The sequence below is a fragment of the Pseudoxanthomonas beigongshangi genome, assembly GCF_016820515.1.
GTDB classification, from domain to species: domain Bacteria; phylum Pseudomonadota; class Gammaproteobacteria; order Xanthomonadales; family Xanthomonadaceae; genus Pseudoxanthomonas_A; species Pseudoxanthomonas_A beigongshangi.
In genome coordinates this window covers 67,099-88,791 of record NZ_JADHDV010000010.1, presented here as the reverse complement: position 1 = coordinate 88,791, position 21,693 = coordinate 67,099, and the positions used below count along the sequence as shown (strand labels likewise).

The following is a 21,693-nucleotide window of genomic DNA, read 5'->3' as shown; positions in this document are numbered from 1 at the left end:
CCCGTCCGCCCATGGCCCAAGCCTCCGTTTCCGCCACGCCCCTGCCCGCCCGCGAGGACTTCCTCGGCCATCCCAAGGGCGTCTACATCTGCTTCTTCACCGAGATGTGGGAGCGCTTTTCCTTCTACGGGATGAAGGCGCTGCTGCTGCTCTACCTGACCAAGTACCACCTGTTCGGCGACAAGGCCGGCCTGGATCTCCTGGGTGCCTACGGGGGACTGGTGTACTGCATCCCGGTCATCGGCGGCGTGCTGGCCGATCGCTGGCTGGGCATGCGCAAGGCGGTGGTGTTCGGCGGCCTGCTGCTGGTTGCCGGCCATGTCGGCATGGCGTTCGAGGGCCATGCCGCCACCTACGTGGACGGCGGCGTCGTTCGAGACGAGGGCTCGCTGCGCATCACCTACCTGTCGCTGGCGCTGATCATCATGGGCGTGGGCTTCCTCAAGCCCAACATCTCCACCATCGTCGGTCGGCTCTATGCCGAGAACGACTCGCGCCGCGACGCAGGCTTCAGCCTGTTCTACGCCGGCATCAACCTGGGCGCGCTGTTCGCCTCGCTGGTCTGCGGCTACCTGGGCGAAACCCTGGGCTGGCGCTACGGCTTCGGCGCCGCCGGCATCGGCATGCTGCTGGGCCTGTGCATGTTCCTGTGGGGCCAGAAATACCTGCACGGCCATGCCGAACCAGCCATACCCGAACAACTGCGCGAGCGCGTCGCCGGCATCCCGCGCGAGTGGTTGATCTACCTCGGCGCGCTGCTGGGCGTGCTACCCGTGGCATGGCTGATGTGGGCCGCCGCCAACGGCGCGTTCTCGCTGGGTGGCGAAATCTCGCTGGCGCTGCTGTTGATGCTGGCGGTGCTGGCTTGCGTGCTGGCGTGGTTCGGCTGGTTCCTGTCGACCCAGTGCACGCCGGTGCAGCGGCAACAGATGCTCGCGCTGATGGCGCTGATCTTCATGGCGCTGATCTTCTTCACCCTCTACGAGCAGACCTACGGTTCATGGGTGACCTTCACGGATCGCCTGTTGACCAAGGATGTCGTCCCCGCACTGGTGCAGGCGCCCCTGGCGGTGAACTGGAGCGGACATTGGGGTGCGGATGCGATCACGTTGTTGGCGCGCGCGCCCTGGTCGACCTGGTCGCTGCTGCTGGCGCCGCTGGGTTTCGTGATTGCCGCGCGGCTGTCCGATCGCGATCCCGGTTCCTCCGCGCCGCGTGCCGTGTTCATCGCGGTGGTGGTGTTGATGCTGGTTTTCCTGTTGCGCGATTGCGTGGTGCTGCCGCAGACCGCCGGCTCGCTGACCTATCTCGGCGCGTTGTTCCTGGTGCTGCTGGCGCCGCTGTTCGCCGCGCTGTGGGCCTGGCTGGGCCGGCGTGGCCGGGATCCGTCCAAGCCGTTCAAGTCGTCACTGGGCCTGGTCATCGCCGGCCTGTCCTTCATCCCGCTGGCCTGGGCCGCGCATCTGGTCGGCGAAAGCGGACAGATGGCCAGCGTGTGGTGGCTGGTGCTGGCCTACCTGGTGCTGGAAATCGGCGAGATGTGCCTGTCGCCGGTGGGCCTGTCGGCGGTCACCCAGTTGTCGGTCCCGCGCGTGGTCAGCCTGATGATGGGTACTTGGTTCCTCGCCACCGCCTTCTCCGAAGCGCTGGCGGCGCTGTTCGGCAAGCTCGCCGCCATCGACATTCCCGAGGGTGGCAGCGTGGTCATGGCCGACGCCGCCGGGCGCTATGCCGACCTGTTCTGGCTGATGACCGCGATCGGCGTGGGCTGTGGCCTGATCGCCTTCCTGTTCTCGCCACTGCTCCGGCGGATGATGCACGGGGTTCACTGAAAAAAGAACGACGCCGCGAGGCGCCGTCCTGGTATTGCAGGCGAGTCGAACGACCTTACTGGGTAGCGCCCTTGCCGCCGATGTGCTGGGCGAAGAAGTCCAGCATCTTGCTGTACAGGTTGAGGTTGTTCTCTTCCTTGTAGAAGCCGTGTCCTTCGCCCGACTGGATGATCATGCCCTGCGGCGCATTGCCGGCTGCGGTCAACGCCTTGGCCATCGCCTCGGTATGTTCCGGCGGGCAGCGCGCGTCACGCGCACCGGCGGCCAGGTAGATCGGCAGCTTCAGCTTGTCGACGTGGTTGATCGGCGACATCGCGTCCTGCTCGGCCTTGGTGCTGCCGTAGGCACGGATCAGGTACTTCATGCCGTCCTCGCGCTTGCTGGTGTCGCTGAGCTTCATCTGGATCGCGGCGCTGTAATTGCCCACGTAGCCGAACGCGCACTTGTACAGCCCCGGCTCGCGCGCCGGTGCCATCATCGAGGCATAGCCGCCGAAGCTGCCGCCGTAGATGCAGATGCGATCCTTGTTGGCGTAGCCCTGCTGGATGGCCCAGTGGGTGCCGTCGAGGATGTCGTTCATGATGCCCTCGGCCCACTGCCCGTAGGCCATTTCCTCGAACGCCTTGCCGAAGCCGCCGGAACCGCGGTAGTTCACCTGCAGCACCGCGTAGCCGCGGTTGGCGAACATCTGGTTCTCGAACTGGAAGCCCCAGTTGTCACGCGGGCCCATCGGACCACCGTGGACGTTGACGATCATCGGCAGGTTCTTGCCGTCGGACCCATTGGGGATGGTCAGGTAGCCATGGATGGTCAGGCCATCGCGGGACTTGAAGCTGACCGGTTTGACCGAGGCCATCTTGCTGGCATCGAGCCACTGGCGATTCTTCATCAGGAACCGGGCCTTGCCGGTGTCTCGGTCATACAGGTAGAGCTCGCCCGGGTTGGCGTCGCTGCGCACCGAGACGACGATCTTCTTGCCGTCCTGGGTGGCGCTGGCGAAGTCGACGAACTGGCCCGGGAACGCCGCCGCCAGGGAGGCGTACAGCTCCGCGTCCGGATGGTCCTCGTTGATCAGCTTGACCTGCGGCGCGCCGGCCTCGGTGACCGTCGCGATCACGGTGTCGCCGTCGGCGGCCTGGATCAGCGTGGAGATTTCCGACACCGGATCCTGGTGCAGCACCGTGAAGCTGCCATCGCTGGTGTTGAGGGTGCCGAACGCCGAGGGCTTCTTGCCGTCGCCCTGGGTCGCGTAGACAGTGCCGTCCGCCGCGGTGCCGAGGATTTCGATGCGCTTGCCACTGGCCTTGGAGCTGTTGATCAGCGTCCACTTGCCGCTGGCATCGCGCCGATACAGTTCGTTGTGCGCGTCGGAGAAATTGCCTTCCTCGTCATAGCGGTCGTAGCAGACCGCGAAGCGCGGCTCCTTCTTCTCGTCCAACGCGATACCGCAGTCGTCGCGCGGCGCGCGCGCCAGCGACTTGCGACGTCCGCTCAGCGTGTCCATCAGCACGATTTCGGTTCCGGCGCCGGTGGAGGACCTTGCATACATCGCGGTCATCATGACGTTGTCCGGATCATCCTTCAGCGTGTCCAGCAGGTCGAAGCTTTCGTTGCCGACCTGCTTGCCACGCTGTGTGGCATCGCGGGTGCCGTAGAAAATCAGCGGCCGCGGCTGCGAACCGTCGGCATTGACGGCATACCATTCACCGGTGCCGAACGGCCGCGCATAGCTGCCGATCTTCTTGATCGAGTTGAACAGCAGGCGATCCGGCGAGGTCCAGTAGAAACTGCCGACGCTCTTTTCTTCCGGCAGCTGGTTAATCTTGACGATGCTCAGGTCCTTGGTCCGCAGCACGGTCAGGACATCCTGGTCGCCGCGGTCGACGGTCATCGCCAGGTATTCGCCATTGGGCGAAATCTTCACGCTGCTGTAGGTCGGATGCTTGACGAAATCCTGCACCGGGATCAGCTCGACGGCCTGCGCGGCGCACGACATCCCCACCGCGGCCGCGACGCCAGCCCACTTCCATTTCCCCATTTTCATTGTTCCCCCATGGTTGAAATCCGGCAGAAGCCGGATTACAGGGAGTCTAACGGCAAATCGGGGGAAATGTGATCCAGTACCGCTTCCAATCCGGTTTCCCAGGCGGGCATCGGCCGGCCCAGCAGCGCTTCCAGCTTTCCCGTATCCAGCCGCGAATAGGCCGGGCGCGAAGCCCGTGTGGGATAGGCGGAAGAAGGAATCGGCAGCACCCGCGGCAGGCGCGGAATCAGTCCGCGGCGATGCGCACCGGCCAGGATGGCCTCTGCGAATCCGTGCCAGCTGGTTTCGCCGGCGGCCGTCAGATGCAATATCCCTTGAGCATCCGGATGTGTAGCCACTATCTCGGCGGTCACGTCGGCAACCAGATGGGCCGGGGTCGGCGTTCCCCGTTGATCCGAGACCACTTGTAGCTCGGCGCGCTCACGCGCCTGGCACAACATCGTCTGCAGGAAATTGCTGCCGTAAGCACCGTAGACCCACGACGTGCGGAAAATCACGCCTGAAGCGCCGGATTCGAGAATGGCCACTTCTCCCGCCCGCTTGGATGCACCATACACGCCCAACGGCGAGGCCGGATCCTCTTCGCGATACGGCCGATCACCCGTGCCATCGAACACATAGTCCGTGGAGTAATGAATCAGGGGGATGCCATGCTCAAAACAATAACCGGCGAGCAGGGCCGGGGCTTCCGCGTTGGCGCGGTAGGCGGCATCGACATCTTCTTCGGCGCGATCCACCACCGTAAAGGCGGCCGCGTTCACGACGATTCCCGGCCGATGCCGCTCAAGCAGCGCGGGCAAGGATTCGGGGCGGTCGAAATCGGCGACTTCGCATGGCATGCCGTCGGGCAGCAGCCCCGTGCGGTTCGCCGGAATGATCATGCCTTGCGGAACCAGACTGCGTCTCAGTTCATGGCCGACCTGGCCGTTGGCGCCCAGCAGCAGGATCTTTTTCATGCGACGAACAAGGGCAACCGATCCGGGGCCAGATCATCCAGGAAGGGAGCACCGGCATCCTTGTCCGAGAGCACGGGCTCACGGATGGGCCAGTCGATCCCGATGCGCGCATCATCCCAGCGAATGGCCGCATCGCTGGCCTTGTCATAGCCGGCGGTGCAGAGATAGCTGAACGTGGCTCGTTCGGAGAGGACGGCGAAACCGTGCGCGAAACCTTCAGGAATCCACAATTGCCTCTTGTTGTCCCCGCTCAGCACCGCCGCGGCCCAGCGCCCGAAATGCGGTGAACCATGGCGAATGTCCACCGCCACGTCATACACCTCCCCTTCGAGCACGCTGACCAGCTTGCCCTGCGGATTCGGCCATTGGTAATGCAGACCTCGCAAGACGCCACGGGTGGACGAGGATATGTTGCTCTGCACGAAACGGGTGGGCAGGCCCTGCTCGCCGAACCGCTCGGCGTTCCATGCTTCGTAGAAGAAGCCGCGGTCGTCACTCCAAACCGCTGGCTCGATCACCAGGCAACCGGGCAACGAGGTCTCGACGATCTTCAAGGGACGATTCCCCGGTCCAGCAGCGCCAGCAGGTATTCGCCGTAGCCGTTCCTGGCCAACGGTGCCGCGAGACGCCGCAATTGCTCGCCGTCGATCCAACCATTCCTGTAGGCGATTTCCTCCGGACAGCAGACGCGCAGTCCCTGCCGGGCTTCGATGGTTTCGATGAAAGCCGAGGCATCCAGCAGCGACTGGTGGGTACCCGTATCCAGCCAGGCATATCCGCGGCCCAGCGGCTCCAGGTGCAGGCTGCCATCTTCCAGGTAACGGCGGTTGAGATCCGTGATCTCCAGTTCACCGCGCGAGGACGGCCGCAGTGAGCCGGCATAGTCGCTGGCACGGCCGTCATAGAAGTACAGGCCGGTGATCGCGTAATTCGACCGGGGGTTGGCGGGCTTCTCCTCGATGTCGACGACGGTCCCATCCGCTCCAAACCGGGCCACGCCATAGCGTTCCGGATCCCGTACCCAGTAACCGAACACGGTCGCGCCTTCCGTCCTCGCGTCGGCGCGCTTGAGAATCTGGCTGAAACCGTGTCCGTGGAAAATGTTGTCGCCCAAGACAAGGCAACTGGGCCCGCCGGCGAGAAAATCCCTGCCGATGAGGAATGCCTGCGCCAATCCATCCGGACTGGGCTGCACGGCATACTCGATCCGCATTCCCCACTGTGAGCCATCCCCGAGCAGGTTGCGGAACAGGATCTGTTCGTGCGGCGTGTTGATGATCAGGACTTCGCGGATTCCCGCCAGCATCAGCACGCTGAGCGGGTAGTAGATCATTGGTTTGTCATAGACGGGCAACAACTGCTTGCTGATGGCCTGGGTGATGGGATACAGGCGCGTGCCGGTTCCACCGGCCAGGATGATGCCCTTGCGTGTGCTCATGCGGGTTTCCTGCTCAAGCTGCGGTGCCGATGCGTTCCAGACGATAACTCCCGTCCAGCACGCGATTCACCCAATCCTGGTTCGCCAGGTACCAGTCCACGGTTTCGGCGATGCCCTGTTCGAAGGTGTGCTGCGGTTCCCACCCCAATTCGTCGCGCAATTTGGATGCGTCGATGGCATAGCGGCGATCGTGCCCGGGGCGGTCCGCCACGAATCTGATCTGGCTGCTGCGCGGCTTGCCATCGGCCCGTGGATGACGCTCGTCGAGCAGACGGCAGATGGTTTCCACCACGTCGAGATTCCGGCGCTCCGCGTTCCCGCCAACGTTGTAGGCCTCGCCCGCCCTTCCCCTCAACAGGACATCGCGGATGGCCGAGCAATGGTCGCCGACGAACAGCCAATCCCGGACATGCTGGCCATCACCGTAGACCGGCAGAGGTTCACCCGCCAGTGCACGCTGGATGATCAGGGGGATCAGTTTCTCGGGGAAATGGTAAGGGCCATAGTTGTTGGAGCAGTGGGTGGTGAGGGTTGGCAACCCATAGGTGTGATGGAATGCGCGCACCAGGTGATCCGATGCGGCCTTCGAGGCCGAATAGGGTGAATTCGGCGCATATGGCGTGGTTTCGGTGAATTTTCCCGTTTCACCCAGCGAACCATAGACCTCGTCGGTGGACACATGCAGGAAGCGGAAACGCTCCCGCTCCCCGTCGGGCAGCGAACGCCAATAATCACGCACGGCTTCCAGCAGGCCCAGGGTGCCGACCACGTTGGTCTGGATGAAGGCGCCGGGTCCGTCTATCGAACGATCCACGTGGCTCTCGGCGGCAAAGTTCAGAACGGCTTCGGGCCGATGTTCCGCCAACAGGGACGCAACGAGTCTCGAATCGCCGATGTCGCCCTTTACGAAGACATGGTTGGCATCGCCTGCCAGCGAGGAAAGCGTGTCCAGGTTGCCGGCGTAGGTCAGTGCATCGAGATTGACCACCCGGATGCCATCGGCAACGGCACGAAGCACGAAGTTGCCCCCGATGAAACCGGCCCCGCCGGTTACCAGCCATGTCGTCATCTCTCACCTCGTCCAGTTCTGTTGTTCCGCGGGACATCGGTCGGGCGGCATCTTCTTCGCATGCCTTTCCGACGGCCCTGCCGCAGCAAAAAAGCCTTGCCGGCACGCCATCCTGGCGCACACATGAAGATTGTAGTGAACGGGGCCGCCAAAAGGGCATCACGAGGAAACGTAGCCCGGGAAGCACCGAAAATAGAAAACCCGCCAGCTGGCGGGTTTTCCGAAGCATCGCCTGAACGCCGGGGCCGCCTCAGAACGGAATATCGTCGTCGGCGAAGTCGTCCATCGGCGCGGGCTGCTGGGCCGGGGCCTGCCGGCGCGGGGCCTGCTGGGAATATTCCTGCCGCTGCGGGCGCTGCGGGCGGTCCATGCCGCCACCGCCACCGCCGCCTTCGCCGCGCCCACCCAGCATCTGCATTTCATCGGCGATGATGTCGGTGGAGTACTTCTCCACGCCGTCCTGGCCGGTGTACTTGTCATAGCGGAGCGAGCCTTCCACATACACCTGGCTGCCCTTGCGCAGGTACTCGCCGGCGATTTCGCCCAGCTTGCCGAAGAACACCACGCGGTGCCATTCGGTGCGTTCCTGCTGGTTGCCGTCGCGGTCCTTGCGGACGCTGGTGGTGGCTAGGCTGATCCGGGTGATGGCCATGCCTCCCTGGGTGTACTTGGTTTCGGGGTCGTTGCCGAGATTGCCGACCAGGATGACTTTGTTGATGCCGCGGGCCATAGCGCTGATTTCCGTTAGTGATCGCCCGCCGGACGCGGGCATGGACCAGTGAAGTATACCCATGCCGGCCTGACCATCAGGTGGCTCCGTGACGTCCTGTAGGAATTCCCCGTCCCGCCCGCCTTATAATTCAGGCACTTCCCTGCCCGATTTCCCATGTCCGTCGTCGAATCCCCGCGTTCCGCCCTGGCCCTGCCCCAGATCCAGTCCCTCGCCGAGGCGGACATGGCCGCCATCGACGCCCTGATCCGGCGCCGGCTGGCCTCGGACGTGGTGCTGATCAACCAGATCGCGGACCACATCGTCTCGGCCGGCGGCAAGCGCCTGCGCCCGATGCTGGTGGCGCTGGCCGGGCGGGCCACCGGCGCGATCGGGCCGGATCACCACCAGTTGGCCGCCATCATCGAGTTCATCCATACCTCCACCCTGCTCCACGACGACGTGGTGGACGAGTCGGACCTGCGCCGTGGCCGCAGTACCGCCAACGCGCTGTGGGGCAACGCGCCCAGCGTGCTGGTCGGCGACTTCCTGTATTCGCGCAGCTTCCAGCTGATGGTGGAACTGGACCGCATGGACGTGATGCGGATCCTGGCCGACACCACCAACCGCATCGCCGAAGGCGAAGTGCTGCAGTTGCTGCACGTGCACAACCCCGATACCGACGAAGCCGCCTACCTGCGCGTCATCGAGCGCAAGACGGCGGTGCTGTTCGCCGCCGGCACCCAGTTGGGCGCGCTGGCGTCGCGGGTCGACGCCGCGACCCAGCAGCGTCTCTACGACTACGGCATGAACCTCGGCTATGCCTTCCAGATCGCCGACGACGTGCTGGACTACACCGCCGACGCCACCGACCTGGGCAAAAACCTGGGCGACGATCTGGCCGAAGGCAAGGCGACCCTGCCGCTGATCCACGCCATCCGTCATTCGGATGCCGCGACCACCGCCCGCCTGCGCGTGATCGTGCAGGAAGGCGACGCCACGGCGATGCCGGAAGTGCTGGCGGCCATCCACGCGACCGGCGGGCTGGAATACAGCCAGCGGCGCGCACGCGAATACGCCGACGCCGCCGAGCGCTGCCTGGACGGCCTGGCCGAAAACGAAGCCGTCGCCGCATTGCGCGGACTGGCCCGCTACGCGGTCGAACGCAGCCACTGATGCCGTTCGCCACGCACGAGCGGGAACGGCTGCTGGCCGCGCACGGCGTGGGTCCCACCGTGATCGCGCGACTGGAACAAGTCGGCTACCACACCCTCGCCGATCTGGCCCAGGCCACGCCCACGGACATCAACACGCAGATTGCGGCGATGCTGGGCACCACCTGCTGGCGCAACAGCCCGCAGGCGCGCACCGCGATCGCCAACGCGATCGCGGTGGCACAGGCTCAGTCGCCGAACACTTCCTCGAAGAAGTCATCCATCATCCGGTAGGCGCGCTTGGCCGCGCGTGCGTTGTAGACGCATCCCGGCGGCCGGTTGGCATTCTCCAGCGCGAAGCAGTGCACCGCGCCGCTGAAGTTGACGAACTGCCAGTCGGCGCCCGCCTCGTTCATTTCCTTCTCGAACGCCGCGATGTGCGGTGCGGTGCCACGATCCTCGGCGCCATTCAGGACCAGGATCGGCGACTTCACCATACCCGCCTTTGCCGGCGATTGCGTGTCCAAGCCGCCGTGGAAGCTCACCACGCCGGAGACCGCGGCGCCACCGCGAGCCAGTTCCAGCACCGACGAGCCACCGAAGCAGAAACCGAACGCACCGATTTTCGCGGCATCCACGGGTGCCTTGCCGGCCTGCCCCTTCAGCGCCGCGAGCGCCGCGTCCATGCGCGTGCGCATCGTCGCCGGATCCGCGTACAGCGGCTTGACCTGGGCCAATGCCTGGTCCGGGTTCTGCGGCCGCACACCCTTGCCGTACATGTCGACTACCAGCACCACGTAGTCGTCGCCGGCGACCTGCTTGGCCTTGGCCACCGCATCGTCGGTCACGCCCAGCCAATCCGGCACCATCAGCAGGCCAGGACGCTGTTCCTTGCTGGCGTCGTCGTAGACCAGGAAACCGGAAAAGGTCTGCTTGCCGACTTTCCATTCCAGCGGTTTGGCCTGCGGCGCGGCAAGCAGCGGGAATACCCACAACGCGGCCAGCAGGGCCGCCAGTACGGACAACGGACGCATGACAGTTCCTTGCAAGGAAAGACCGGCGGAGTGTACGCCGGTCCGGGCGCCGCGAGTGTGCAGTGGCGGACCTGTTGTACTCAGGCGATGCCGATGCCGGGAATCGCCGAAATCAGCGCCGGGTCGAACCCCGCCAGCTCGGCGAAATGACGCCCGCGCGCCACGTAGTCGCGATACGGACCGTAGCTGGGGGCGCCCGGCGACAGCAGGATGACGCCGGGCGCGGACAGATGCGCGCGTGCCTGCGCCATCGCATCCGGCAGGCTTTCCGCCGCCAGCAGAACGAAGCGGCCCGCCGCCGCGAGCGGCGCCAGCAACGCGTGGATGCGTGGCCCGTTGGCACCCATGGTGACGATCACCCGTGGCGCGTCGTGCTCCATGCGGGCGGCGAATCCTTCCCACTCCAGGCCGCGATCATGGCCACCGACCAACAGCGCGATCGGCTTGCCGGCGAAGCATTCCAGCGCCGCCAGGCTCGCGTGCGGCGTGGTGCTGATCGAGTCGTTGACATAGGTGTAGCCATCCCGTTCGCCCAGGGTCTGCAGGCGATTGGGCAACGGCCGGAAATTCCGCGCCGCCGCGGCGACCCCGGCGCCATCGATGCCCAACGCTTCCAGCGCGGTCAGCACCGCGCACAGGTTGCTGCGGTTGTGCCGGCCGGGCACCGGCACCGAGGTGGTATCCATCACCCGGTGCTCGCCGCGGTACAGATCGTCGCCGCGCAGGTGCCAGCCCCGCGGCGTGTTGAACCAGTGGATCTCGCTGTGCGGCAGCGACAACGTGGCCAGTTGCGGATCGGTCGCGTTGAGCACGGCCACGCGCGGATGCGCGCGGGTCACCAGGGCCAGCTTGTCCTCGACATAGCGCGCCTGGCTACCATGCCAGTCCAGATGCTCCGGAAACAGGTTCAGCACCACCGCCACGTCCGGGCGCGCGCCGCTGGCGGCGACATCGCCGGTCTGGTAGCTGGACAGTTCGATGGCCCAGTACTCCGGCGCCGGCCGCGGTTCCAGCACTTCCAGCAGCGGCAAGCCGATGTTGCCGGCCAGCGCGGTGCGATGTCCGGCCGCGCGCAACAGGTGGGCCAGCAATGACGTGGTGGTGCTCTTGCCCTTGGTGCCGGTCACACAGAGGGTATGCGCGGCGACACCGTCGGCGCCGGCATGTTCGGCGAACCACAGCGCGGTGCCGCCGATGAAGCGGGTACCTCGCGCGGCGGCGGCGAGTGCCTCGGGCTTGTTGGGGCTGATGCCCGGCGACTTCACCACGATCTCGAAGGCGGACAGCGCGTCCGCATCGATCGTGGTGACGATGCGCAGTTGCCCGTCGCCGAGCGCGGCGGCGTCATCGGCCTCGCCCGTGCCGCAGAACAGCGTCAGTGGCAGCGCGGGCAGTCGCGCGCGAATCGCGTCATGCGCGGCGCGGCCTTCCCGGCCCCAGCCCCACAACGCGACCCGGCGTCCCTCAAGCTGCGAAATTCGCACGCAGTCGCTCCCACAGCGCGGCGGGGATGCGGTGTTCGCCCCCCACTTCCAGCAGCGGCGCGATCGCCAGTTCGGCCGGATCCAGCTGCGGCCGGATTTCGCGGTTGAAACGCGCCACCAGCGCGTCCTCGCGCCATTCCGGGCGTTCGCCCAGCGCGGCCATCGCCGCGCGCGATTCCTGGCCTTCGCCGACGCATTCGAACGGCTTGTGGTCCTGGTATTCCAGCAGCGCGTCGAAGCCGCCGATCTGGCCCGGGTCATCCAGCAGGTTGCGGCCGAAGATGCCGACCAGGCGCGGCTTGGGCATGAACGGTGCCAGCGCCAGGAACACGAAGTGGCACTTCGGGCAGACGCCGCACCATCGGTTCACCGGGCGCTCGCCGAGGATGTGGAAGTTGCGGTTGCAACTGGAGAAATGCGCGTCGTAATGATCGGTGCGGGCGAACTGCCGCGCCACCGCCAGTTCGGACAGCGGCCGCAACAGCGAGTAGTAGTGCAGGTCCGCGGCCACGTGCCGCTGCACGTAGTCGCCCAGCAACTGCTCGCAGCGCCAGCCCTTGGACCACTGGTGGTTCACTTCGCCGGTGCCGGGGATGACGCTGCCGTAGCTGGCCGATCGCTCATTGGAGAACACCACCTGGTCGGCGTCCCGCAGCAGCGCCGCCAGCACCATGATCGCCGAATTGATCGCGGTGACCGGGATATGGCCGTTCCAGGCGCCCTGCCGGTTGTACTCGAACAGTTCCGGCGCCAGCGCGCGCCCCAGGTTGAAGGTCGGCAGACCGGTGCGCGCCGCGCAGGCGGCGATCAGCTGCGAACCACCCACCCAGGTGACGGTCTGCCCGACGCCCGCGCCGCGCAACGCCTCGATGCTGACCAGCGAATCCTTGCCGCCGCCGATCGCGGCCAGCGCGTGCTGGCGCAGGCCCAGCACCGGTGCGGGCGCATCCGGCTCGGTCTTGCCGATCGGAAAGCGCACCCGACCATGCAGGTCCAGGCCGTTGCGGTAGGCGAACTCGCCCAGTCCATTGACGTAGATCTCTTCCATCATCGCCGCGGTATCGGCGTCGATGGCGTAGTCGTCGATGCGGATTTCCGGCGGCACGGCGGCCTTGTAGTAACTCACGCCGGTCAGCAGGTGCAGCAGCCGCAGCGCCTGCTGCGCGGCCTGCGCCCGTTGCGTGTCCAACGTGAAGGGGGCGCCGGGGAAAGTGACGGTCTCGATCAGTTCGGGACCGTCGTCGAAAGCGTAGACCAGGCGCGCGACGCCGGTTTCCGGATCGAGGGAACAGCGGACGAACCGGAAACAGCGGATGGAGGAACGATCGAAATTGCTCATGCGGAACCTGTGGTGACGGCCGCCTGCCGGCGCAGGTAACGGCGGCTGACGAAGTATTCGAGGATGAAAGCCGGCACCGCGCCCAGCACGATGGCGAACACGGTGAACAGCAGCATGGTCAGCGGCAGCCAGGACAGGCTGTCTTCCACCGGTGCCGGGCTGGCCGCCCAGAGCTGGTCGCCGGCGGAGACGGCGGCGACCCACGCACCCAGCAAAAGCGGGAACGCCAGATAGGACAACAGCAGCGTGCGCAGGGTCATGCCCCCAGCCGACCAGCGCCGCTGGCGCGCCAGTGCGCGGCGATGCCAAGCCGTGGTGCCCAACGCCCCCAGCAACGCGGCGAAGAACGCCGCCGGCGCCCATTTCAGCGCCTCCACTGCTCCTGCCGCCCATTGCGAGACATTCCACTGGTGAAGCATCGCCACGAAGGCGATGATCGCCAGCGCCAGCGCGATGACCGCCGTGGTCAGCACGAACTCAGCGCGCGGTTTCATCGCCCACAGCCTCGTCAAGTACTTCCTCCGCCGGCAGATCGCGGAGGTTGTAGGTGTTGGCCATCGAGAAGCCGTAGGCGCCGGCATCGGCGAACACCAGCACGTCGCCCTCGGCGGTCGCCGCCGGCAGGCGCCGGCGCTTGCCGAACACGTCGCTGGATTCGCAGATCGGGCCGACCACGTCGAAGCTGTCCTCCAGCGTGTCGCCCAGCCGGCTCAGATTGGCCACGTCGTGCCAGGCGTCGTACAGCGCCGGGCGGATCAGCGCGTTCATGCCGGCGTCCGCGCCAACCCTGCGGATGCCCTGCTTCTCCACCACCTGGGTGACATGGGTCAGCAGCGCCCCCGATTCGGCCACCAGGTAGCGGCCCGGTTCGATGATCAGCTGATAGGCGGGATACGCGGCCTTGATTTCGGCCAGCCCGGTCGCCCAGGACTCCAGATCGAAGGGCTCGTCCTCGGCCGCGTAAGGAATCGGCAATCCGCCGCCGATGTCGATGCTTTCGATGGTGCCGATCTGATCGGCCAGCCCGCCCAGCTCGTCGCTGACCTGCTTCCAGTGCAACGGCGTCTCCACTCCGCTGCCCAGGTGCGCATGCAGGCCGACGATGCGGATGTCGAGCGCGCGCGCGGCGGCGAGGAACTCGTCCAGGCGCGCCAGCGGCAAGCCGAACTTGGAGGTCTTGCCGCCGGTCTTGACCTTGTCGTGGTGACCGTCGCCTCGCCCCAGATCGATGCGCACCCACAGCCTGTGGCCGCGGAACACCTCGGGCCAGTTCCGCAGCGCCTCGACGTTGTCGAGGGTGACGATAACCCCGCGCGACAACGCGAATTCGTACTCTCCCCGCGGCGCGAAGCTGGGGGTGAACAGTACGTTCTGCGGCGCCAGCGAAGGCACTTCCGCGAACACGCGCTCCAGTTCGCCCTGCGACACGCATTCCAGGCCGAAGCCCTCGCCGGCGATCGCGCGCAGTACGGCCGGATGCGAGTTGGCCTTGATCGCATAGAAGCGGCGATCGATGGCGGCGATGCCGGCCAGCGCGCGGGCGCGCGCCCGCACGGTCGGCAGGTGGTAGACGTAGCGCGGGGTGCCGACGCCGGCGAGCGACAGCAGGCGTTCGCGTTCCTTCGGCGCCTGCCACCACGGCATGCCGCGGCGGCGGATCGCGCCGTTGATCTCGCGCCAGCTCGGACCGAACACACTGGTCTCGTCGGTCGGCATCGCGCCGCTGTCGATCAGCGCCGCGTGCAGCACCGGCAACATGCCGTCGGCGGTGGCCTCGTCGATGACGAAGGTCAGGTTGAGGTCGTTGGACGACTGCGAAATCAGGTGCACGCGTTCGCGACCGAACATCGCCCACACATCCGACAGCTTGTGCAGCAGCGAGCGCATGCCGCGGCCGACCAGGGTGATCGCGGTGCACGGCGCGATCACCTTGACCCGGCACACTTCGGCCAGATCCGCCGACAGTGCCGCCAGCACGTCGGTGCTGACCAGGTTCTCGCTGGGATCCAGCGACACGGTGACGTTGGTTTCCGACGAACCGATCAGGTCCACCGACAGGCCATGCTTCTTGAAGCGCGCGAACACGTCGGCCAGGAAGCCGACCTGCTGCCACATGCCGATGCCTTCCATCGACACCAGCACGATGCCGTTGCGCCGGCTCACCGCCTTCACGCCGGGCACCGTCGCGGCCTTGTCGTCGATGCTGGTACCCGGCAGATCCGGACGCTCGGTGTCCAGGATCGCCATCGGCACGCCGGCGTTGCGGCACGGCTTGATCGAGCGCGGATGCAGGACCTTGGCGCCGGTGGTGGCGATTTCCTGCGCTTCGTAATAGTCCAGCCGGGTCAGCAGGCGCGCATCCGGCACTTCGCGCGGGTTGGCGCTGAACATGCCGGGCACGTCGGTCCAGATTTCCACCCGGCGCGCGCCCAGCAGCGCGCCGAAGTAGGCCGCCGAGGTATCCGAGCCGCCGCGGCCCAGGATCGCGGTGCCGCCATCGCCGTGACGGGCGATGAAGCCCTGGGTCAGCAGCATCGCGCAGTCCTGGGCGGCAAAGGCGCGCCGCCAGTCCTGGTCCGGCGCGGTCGCGCAGGACACCGACAGGCGCTGCGCCCACGCGCTCTGGTTGGGCAGGATGCTGGCCTGCAACCAGTGGCGTGCGTCCATCCAGCCGAAGTCCAGTCCCTGCGATTTCAGGTAGGCCGCGCCCAGCGTGGAGGACAGCAATTCGCCCTGCGCCATCACCTCGGCCTGCCAGTCGAGGCTGCGGGCCGCGACGCGCGAATCGGCCAGCAAATCGCGCAACGCCGCCAGCCGGGTACCGAGCACCGCGTCGGCGTCCAGTCCCAGTTCGACGGCGAATTCGCGGTGGCGCTGCTCCAGTTTCGCGACACGCTCGGCGCTGTCGGCCGCGCCATCGGCAATCGCGGTCAGCTCGTTGGTGACGCCGGACAGCGCCGACACCACCACCAGCACGCGCGCGCCCTGCTCGTCCGCCCGTTTTTTCGCCAGCCGGCCAATCGTGTCCCAACGATGACGACGGGACACCGAAGTGCCACCGAACTTGAGGACGATCCAGGGATCAGGCGCGATAGGGGCGGAGGGCATGGATAGAATGGCGGGGAAATGCCCGAAACATTCGGGCGTGAACCCTCGATTCTAGCCGAACGCCCCACCGAATTTGGCCCGGACCGGCACCGAAGGACAGCGACCCATGCGCCCTCGCCGCTACCTGCAGCTCGACGTCTTCGCCGACCGTCCCGGCGCCGGCAATCCGCTGGGGGTGGTGCTGGACGCGGCCGATCTGGACACCGCGGCCATGCAGGCGTTCGCGGCCTGGACCCGGCTGTCCGAAACCATCTTCTTCCTGCCGCCGACCTCGGCCGAGGCCGACTACCGCATCCGCATCTTCACCCCGCGCCGGGAACTGCCGTTCGCCGGCCATCCCAGCATCGGCGCGCAACCTGCTTGCCGCGGTGCTCGCGCCGCTCCCGCTCGGCCCGCTGCCCGCCGCGCTCTGGAACAACGGTCCGGCATGGTGGCTGGTGGAACTGGAGGATGCCGCCGCGGTCCGCGCGCTGGTGCCCGACCTTTCCGCCATCGACGCACTGAGCCGGGCCAGCGGCGCGATCGGCCTGGCAGTGTTCGGCCAGGCTGCGACGAATCAGGCCCCAATGGATCAGAAGCACGCGCTCGCCGTGCGTGCGTTCTGTCCGGCCGACGACATACCGGAGGATCCGGTGACCGGCAGCGCGAACGCCGCCATCGGCGCGTTGCTGCACGCCGCGGGCCGCTTTCCGGGCCTGCACGGCCGCTACATCGCCAGCCAGGGCCGCGAACTGGGACGCGACGGGCGGGTCACGGTGGAGCTCGACGCCACCGGCGACATCTGGATCGGGGGGCAGGTGCAGGCGGTCATCGCCGGCAGCGCGACTTGGTAAGCTGCGCGCCCCCACCGAGATTCCCCCGATGACCCTTCGCCGCTACGTCCAACTGGACGTTTTCGCCGACCGCCCCGGCGCCGGCAATCCGCTCGCCGTGGTCCTGGACGCCGAGGGCCTGGACGACGACGCCATGCAGGCGATCGCCCGCTGGACCCGCCTGCCGGAAACCACCTTCGTGTTTCCCGCCCCGTCGGCGGAAGCCAGCTACGGCTTGCGCATCTTCAGTCCGCGCCGCGAGGTGCCGTTCGCCGGCCACCCCAGCGTGGGTACCGCACACGTGGTGCTGGAAGCGGGCCTGGCGGAGCCGCGCGAGGGCGTGCTGGTGCAGGAAGGCATCGCTGGCCGCCTGCCGCTGCGGGTGGATGGCGAGGGCCACGGGCGCAGCATCGCCGTGCGCACTCCGCGCGCCAGCGTGCTGAAAACCGGCGAACCGGCCAACGATCCGTTATTGCAGGCGGCGCTCGCCAGTTTGCCCGCCGGTGCCTTGCCTCCCGCGCTGGTCGACGGCGGCCGCCGCTGGTGGCTGGCCGAGGTTCGCGACGAACAGACGCTGCGCACGGCCGCGCCCGACTGGAACGCGATCGCCACGCTGGCCAAGGCCACCGACAGCATGGGCGTGTGCGCCTACGCGCGCGCCGACGCAGGCCAGGACTACGACCTGGTGGTGCGCGCCTTCGTCGGCGCGCCGGCGGTGTTCGAGGACGCCGCGTCCGGCGCCGCCAATGCGACCCTGGCCGCCTGGCTGGCCGAACGTGGCGCGCTGCCCGCCGGACGCACCCGCTATACCGTCAGCCAGGGCCGCGAGGTCGGCCACGATGCCCGCCTGCAGCTGCACGTGGACGAGCATGGCGACGTCTGGTCCGGCGGTCACGTCCGCACGGTGGTCAGCGGCACGCTGGACTGGTGATCGGAGCCGCCGCACCGCATCGTCGTCCCGGCAACCGGGATGAGTCCGGCAGAGTAAAGAACGACTGCACGCGCCACTCGCGTGCAGCCGCCGGTTTCAGCGCGCCTCGTAAACCGGCTTGCCGTCCACCCAGGTGGAACGGATATGCAACTCGTCCAGCTGCGCGGCCGGCACCGCCAGCGGATCCTCGTCGAGGATCACGAAATCCGCGCGCAACCCCGGCGCCAATTGGCCCACTTCCTTCTCGTCGCGTCCCGCCCAGGCGGCATCGGCGGTGAACCCACGCACCGCCTCGGCGGCGCTGAGCCGCTGATCCGGCTGCCATCCACCGGGCGGCTGGCCGTCGCGATCCTGGCGGGTCACCGCCGCATACAGGCCCAGCCGCGGATCCACCGATTCCACCGGGAAATCCGAACCCAGCGCGAGCCGCGCGCCGCTATGCAGGAATCGCTGCCAGGCGTAGGCGCCGAGGATGCGCTGCGGGCCGACGCGGTCCTCCGCCCAGGGCATGTCGGAGGTCGCGTGGGTCGGCTGCACCGAGGCGATCACGCCCAGCCTGGCGAACCGCGGGATGTCCTCCGGCGCGACGATCTGCGAGTGTTCGATGCGCCAGCGGTGATCCGAGCCGGCGCCATCTCCCAGCACCTTCTGGTAGGTGTCCAGCACGATCCGGTTGCCGCGATCGCCGATCGCGTGGGTCGCCACCTGCACGTCGCATCCGCGCGCCTTGCGCACCGCGGTCTCGTAGCTCGCGGGATCGGTGACCAGCAGGCCACGATTGCCGTGATCATCGCTGTATTCCTCCAGCATGGCCGCGCCCCGGCTGCCCAGCGCACCGTCGATGTACAACTTCACTCCACGCATTTCCAGACGTCCGCCGGAGTGGCGGTAGAGTCCGTTGGCGCACAGATCCGCCAGCGCGTTTCCGTCACCGTCGGCATAGGCGTCCACCCTCAGCGGGAGGCGGCCCTGATCGGCGAAGCGCTTGAACAGGGCCAGATCCTCGCGCGACACGCCCATGTCGTGCACGCCGGTCAGGCCATGCCGCACCGCCGCATCGAACGCCTTGGCGGCCGCCTGCTCGCGGGTCGCGTCATCGGCGGGAGGAATCACCGCGTACACCAGTCCCATCGCGCCATCGACGAATACGCCGTTCGGCTTGCCGCCGGCGCGCTCGATGCGGCCGCCATCCGGTTGCCAATCCCCTTCCAGCGACCTGGCGGATTTCGCCGCCACCGCGCGCAATGCCGCCGAATTCGCCCAGCCGGCATGCCCGTCCACGCGTTCCAGCCAAACCGGGCGATCCGGGAACGCGGCATCCAGATCCGCGGCGGTCGGGAACCGCTTCTCGGGCCAGTCGTTCTGATCCCAGCCACCGCCCAGCAACCAGGCGTCCTTCGGCAATTGCGACGCGTAGGCGCGCAGGCGTTCCACGATTTCCTGCTTGCTGCGGGTACCGGTCAGGTCCGCGCGCATGAGCGCGAAGCCCAGCCCCATCAGGTGGCCATGCGCATCGATGAGTCCCGGAATCACCGTCTTGCCGGCGGCCTCGACGCGCTCGGCCTGTGGATACTTCGCGCGCATTTCCGCCGCATCACCCAACGCCAGCAACCGCCCCGCCGAATCCCAGGCCATGGCCTGGACCTCCGGCCGCCGCGGATCGGAGGTATGGATGCGATCGGCGGTCAGCACGGTGACCTCCGCCGCCAGTCCCGCTCCGGACATCGCACCCAACACCATCGCCAGCAAGCATCTGCGCATTCCCCGCTCCCGTGTGTTTGAACCCGGGCGACTATGCGTTCGATGGCCGGTGCGTTCAAGCGCCGGAAAACGGAAAGGGCCCCGCGGGGCCCCTTCGCGTGATGCGCCGGCTTACTCCGGCCGCACGTCCACCCTGACCCGGATCCGATCACCGGGGTGGTAGCTGGTACGGGTGTGATAAGTGCGATTGGCGTATTCGTAAGTCACGTCGTAACCGGTGACCCGGCCATCGCCGCTGTAGCCGTCGTAACCGTTGTGCCCACCATTGACCGGCTCGGGATCGCAGACCCGGACCGTGCCGCGCCGTGCCTGGCGGTTGCGCTGGGTGTTGTCGTAGATCGAACGCCCGGCCATCCCGCCGACCATCGAGCCCACCGCGGTACCCACGTAGCGGCCGCTGCCGTCGCCGATCTTGCTGCCGAGCACGGCACCGGCGATGCCGCCGATCACGGTGGCCACGGTGCGGCCGGTGTCGGTGCCGCGGTAGCGATCGTCGCCATAGCGGTCATCGCGATAACGATCATCGTCGCCGTAGTAACCATCGTTCCGGTAGCCGCCGTCGTCATGGACATACTGGTCGTCCGCGTCGCGGTAATAGCAACGCTGCGAGGTGCTGACGGTGCGGCCGCCGTAGCGATCGCCTTCGATGATCGGATCCACCCGGACGACCTTGGCGTAGTCATACTCGGCGGTGGAATAGCGATCCCCGTAGCCGCCGGAATAGGACTGCGCCGAGGCGGTGCCGGAAGCCAGCAGGCCGAACGCCAGCAGGGATGTGGAAAGGCGGTTCATGTGGAGCTCCCCACGCCGGGATGGCGTGCGCGCATCGTCGATTCGGACGGGTGAAAACAGACTGAACTCAAACGGTCGCGGCGGCGGCGTTTAGCCATTCGACAGCTTGCCGCGCGGCCCGCGGCGCGTCCCGGCCCATCAGCGGCGCCAGATGGTCGCCGGCCAGTTCGACGAACGCGCCGCCGGCCTGCCCGGCCAATCGCCGTACCGCCTGCGCGGGAACGTCCCCGTCCCGCCGCGAGGCCATGAACAGCGCCGGGCAGTCCGGCATAGGAATCTCGATGCCGGACTGGGCCGCGCGCAGCACCGCGCCGGATTCGTCGCGCCAGCGTCGCAGCGCGTACAGGATCGAGGCGGGATCGGATTCGGGCATCGCCCGACGCGTGGAAGCCAGCCGCGCGTGCCGCCGCCAGGCCACCCGCGCGGGCCATTCGCGGGCCGGCAACGCCGTGTGCAACGGTGCCGGCGGCAACGGATTGATCGCGACAAGCGCGTCGGCCTCCGCCGCCGCCTGCAACGCGAGCAGGCCGCCCATGCTCGCCCCGACCAGCACGCGCGGGCGCGGCAATGCCGCCAGCCATGCCGCGGCCTGCCGTCGATAGTCTTCCCATTCCGTCGCCTCGAGTCCGGCATCCGCCGGCTGCAGATCCGGCGCGTTCACGGCGATGCCCTGCGCGCGCCAGATGCCGCTCCAGAGGTTCCATTCCCAGCCACCGCCGCCCGCGCCGTGCAGGAACAACGCGCTCCAGGCCGACGCGCCCCGCTCAGGCAAGCAGGGTCGCTTCCATCGACACCGGCACCGCCAGCGCGCGCGAGATCAGGCAACCCGCCTTGGCCTGGTTCGCGATGTCATCGAACTGGGCGCCGCTGATGCCGGGTACGCGGGCCGACACGATCAGCTTGATGCCGGTGATGGTCGGTCCCGGATCCATGCCCGGCTCCATCGTCGCCTCGGCGCGGGTCTGGATGATCTCCGGGGTGAATCCGGCCTTCCCCAGCACCGCCGACAGCGCCATGCTGAAACAGCCCGCGTGCGCCGCCGCCAGAAGTTCTTCCGGATTGGTGCCCTTCTCGTCGCCGAAGCGGGTCTTGAACGAATAGTTCTGGGCGTCGAAAAGCCCGCTCTGCGGCGTGCTGATGTTGCCCTTGCCGGCCTGCAGGTCGCCCTTCCACACCGCGTCCGCGTAACGTTTCAAAGCCATGGCTGTCGCTCCTCGTCCAGGGGGAGCC

Annotated in this window: 19 protein-coding genes and 1 pseudogene; 5 read left to right on the top strand and 15 right to left on the bottom strand. The window is 67.3% G+C overall.

Annotation, left to right across the window (positions count from 1 at the left end):
- Positions 1-11: 11 nt before the first annotated feature.
- A complete protein-coding gene (locus IQ458_RS09550) occupies positions 12-1,832 on the top strand; it encodes a peptide MFS transporter (protein WP_203322640.1) in 1,821 nt (606 codons plus the stop codon).
- Between the two features lie 55 nt (positions 1,833-1,887).
- Here the strand turns inward: IQ458_RS09550 and IQ458_RS09545 are convergent, their stop codons facing one another.
- The 6 genes from IQ458_RS09545 to IQ458_RS09520 all read right to left on the bottom strand — a co-directional run bounded on the left by IQ458_RS09545 (position 1,888) and on the right by IQ458_RS09520 (position 8,069).
- Positions 1,888-3,870, bottom strand: a complete 1,983-nt coding sequence (locus tag IQ458_RS09545; protein WP_235996721.1) for an alpha/beta hydrolase family protein — start codon at positions 3,868-3,870, stop codon at positions 1,888-1,890.
- A gap of 41 nt (positions 3,871-3,911) precedes the next feature.
- Positions 3,912-4,832 carry a dTDP-4-dehydrorhamnose reductase gene (gene rfbD, locus IQ458_RS09540; protein WP_203322639.1) on the bottom strand — a complete coding sequence of 307 codons (921 nt, stop codon included), beginning with the start codon at positions 4,830-4,832 and terminating at the stop codon, positions 3,912-3,914.
- Positions 4,829-5,386, bottom strand: coding sequence for a dTDP-4-dehydrorhamnose 3,5-epimerase (gene rfbC / locus IQ458_RS09535; protein ID WP_183643571.1), 558 nt, complete (start codon positions 5,384-5,386; stop codon positions 4,829-4,831). Before rfbC ends, rfbD begins: the two co-directional genes overlap by 4 nt.
- On the bottom strand, positions 5,383-6,270 hold the full coding sequence (gene rfbA, locus IQ458_RS09530; protein WP_183643575.1) for a glucose-1-phosphate thymidylyltransferase RfbA: 888 nt from the start codon (positions 6,268-6,270) through the stop codon (positions 5,383-5,385). The genes rfbC and rfbA overlap by 4 nt, the downstream gene beginning before the upstream one ends.
- Positions 6,271-6,283: 13 nt before the next feature.
- The gene (gene rfbB, locus IQ458_RS09525) at positions 6,284-7,339 is read right to left on the bottom strand and encodes a dTDP-glucose 4,6-dehydratase (RefSeq protein WP_192197414.1); all 1,056 of its coding nucleotides are present in this window, start codon (positions 7,337-7,339) and stop codon (positions 6,284-6,286) included.
- Positions 7,340-7,589: 250 nt separating this feature from the next.
- On the bottom strand, positions 7,590-8,069 hold the full coding sequence (locus tag IQ458_RS09520; protein ID WP_192197413.1) for a single-stranded DNA-binding protein: 480 nt from the start codon (positions 8,067-8,069) through the stop codon (positions 7,590-7,592).
- Between the two features lie 156 nt (positions 8,070-8,225).
- On the opposite strand from IQ458_RS09520, the gene IQ458_RS09515 reads away from it, so the two are divergent.
- Positions 8,226-9,224: a polyprenyl synthetase family protein gene (locus IQ458_RS09515; protein ID WP_203322638.1), complete on the top strand. Its 999-nt coding sequence runs from the start codon at positions 8,226-8,228 to the stop codon at positions 9,222-9,224.
- Positions 9,224-9,496, top strand: a complete 273-nt coding sequence (locus tag IQ458_RS09510) for a helix-hairpin-helix domain-containing protein (RefSeq protein WP_203322637.1) — start codon at positions 9,224-9,226, stop codon at positions 9,494-9,496. The genes IQ458_RS09515 and IQ458_RS09510 overlap by 1 nt, the downstream gene beginning before the upstream one ends.
- Here IQ458_RS09510 and IQ458_RS09505 read toward each other — a convergent pair.
- The 5 genes from IQ458_RS09505 to IQ458_RS09485 all read right to left on the bottom strand — a co-directional run bounded on the left by IQ458_RS09505 (position 9,451) and on the right by IQ458_RS09485 (position 16,167).
- Positions 9,451-10,236, bottom strand: coding sequence for a dienelactone hydrolase family protein (locus IQ458_RS09505; protein ID WP_203322636.1), 786 nt, complete (start codon positions 10,234-10,236; stop codon positions 9,451-9,453). The two genes, IQ458_RS09510 and IQ458_RS09505, sit on opposite strands and share 46 nt — an antisense overlap.
- An 80-nt stretch (positions 10,237-10,316) precedes the next feature.
- Positions 10,317-11,720, bottom strand: coding sequence for a UDP-N-acetylmuramoyl-L-alanine--D-glutamate ligase (gene murD, locus IQ458_RS09500; RefSeq protein ID WP_203322635.1), 1,404 nt, complete (start codon positions 11,718-11,720; stop codon positions 10,317-10,319).
- Positions 11,701-13,059, bottom strand: coding sequence for a UDP-N-acetyl-alpha-D-muramoyl-L-alanyl-L-glutamate epimerase (gene murL / locus IQ458_RS09495; protein ID WP_203322634.1), 1,359 nt, complete (start codon positions 13,057-13,059; stop codon positions 11,701-11,703). Before murL ends, murD begins: the two co-directional genes overlap by 20 nt.
- Positions 13,056-13,553: a hypothetical protein gene (locus IQ458_RS09490; protein ID WP_183643602.1), complete on the bottom strand. Its 498-nt coding sequence runs from the start codon at positions 13,551-13,553 to the stop codon at positions 13,056-13,058. The genes murL and IQ458_RS09490 overlap by 4 nt, the downstream gene beginning before the upstream one ends.
- Positions 13,537-16,167, bottom strand: coding sequence for a bifunctional aspartate kinase/diaminopimelate decarboxylase (locus IQ458_RS09485; RefSeq protein WP_203322633.1), 2,631 nt, complete (start codon positions 16,165-16,167; stop codon positions 13,537-13,539). Before IQ458_RS09485 ends, IQ458_RS09490 begins: the two co-directional genes overlap by 17 nt.
- Positions 16,168-16,273: 106 nt before the next feature.
- Between IQ458_RS09485 and IQ458_RS19965 the strand changes: the two are divergent.
- Together IQ458_RS19965 and IQ458_RS09475 are read left to right on the top strand one after the other, a co-directional pair.
- Positions 16,274-17,000: pseudogene (locus tag IQ458_RS19965) on the top strand (PhzF family phenazine biosynthesis protein).
- A 28-nt stretch (positions 17,001-17,028) separates the two neighbouring features.
- Entirely contained in the window at positions 17,029-17,910 is an 882-nt protein-coding gene (locus tag IQ458_RS09475; RefSeq protein WP_203322632.1) for a PhzF family phenazine biosynthesis protein, read from the top strand.
- Between the two features lie 96 nt (positions 17,911-18,006).
- Here IQ458_RS09475 and IQ458_RS09470 read toward each other — a convergent pair whose 3' ends face one another.
- The 4 genes from IQ458_RS09470 to IQ458_RS09455 form a co-directional block, all read right to left on the bottom strand.
- Complete coding sequence (locus IQ458_RS09470) at positions 18,007-19,671, bottom strand: amidohydrolase (protein WP_203322631.1); 1,665 nt, start codon at positions 19,669-19,671, stop codon at positions 18,007-18,009.
- A 111-nt stretch (positions 19,672-19,782) separates the two neighbouring features.
- A complete protein-coding gene (locus IQ458_RS09465; RefSeq protein WP_203322630.1) occupies positions 19,783-20,463 on the bottom strand; it encodes a glycine zipper 2TM domain-containing protein in 681 nt (226 codons plus the stop codon).
- Positions 20,464-20,530: 67 nt separating this feature from the next.
- Positions 20,531-21,235 (bottom strand): alpha/beta fold hydrolase, encoded by a 705-nt coding sequence (locus IQ458_RS09460; RefSeq protein ID WP_203322629.1) that lies wholly within the window; start codon positions 21,233-21,235, stop codon positions 20,531-20,533.
- Positions 21,228-21,665 (bottom strand): OsmC family protein, encoded by a 438-nt coding sequence (locus tag IQ458_RS09455; RefSeq protein ID WP_181444101.1) that lies wholly within the window; start codon positions 21,663-21,665, stop codon positions 21,228-21,230. The genes IQ458_RS09460 and IQ458_RS09455 overlap by 8 nt, the downstream gene beginning before the upstream one ends.
- Positions 21,666-21,693: the final 28 nt, after the last annotated feature.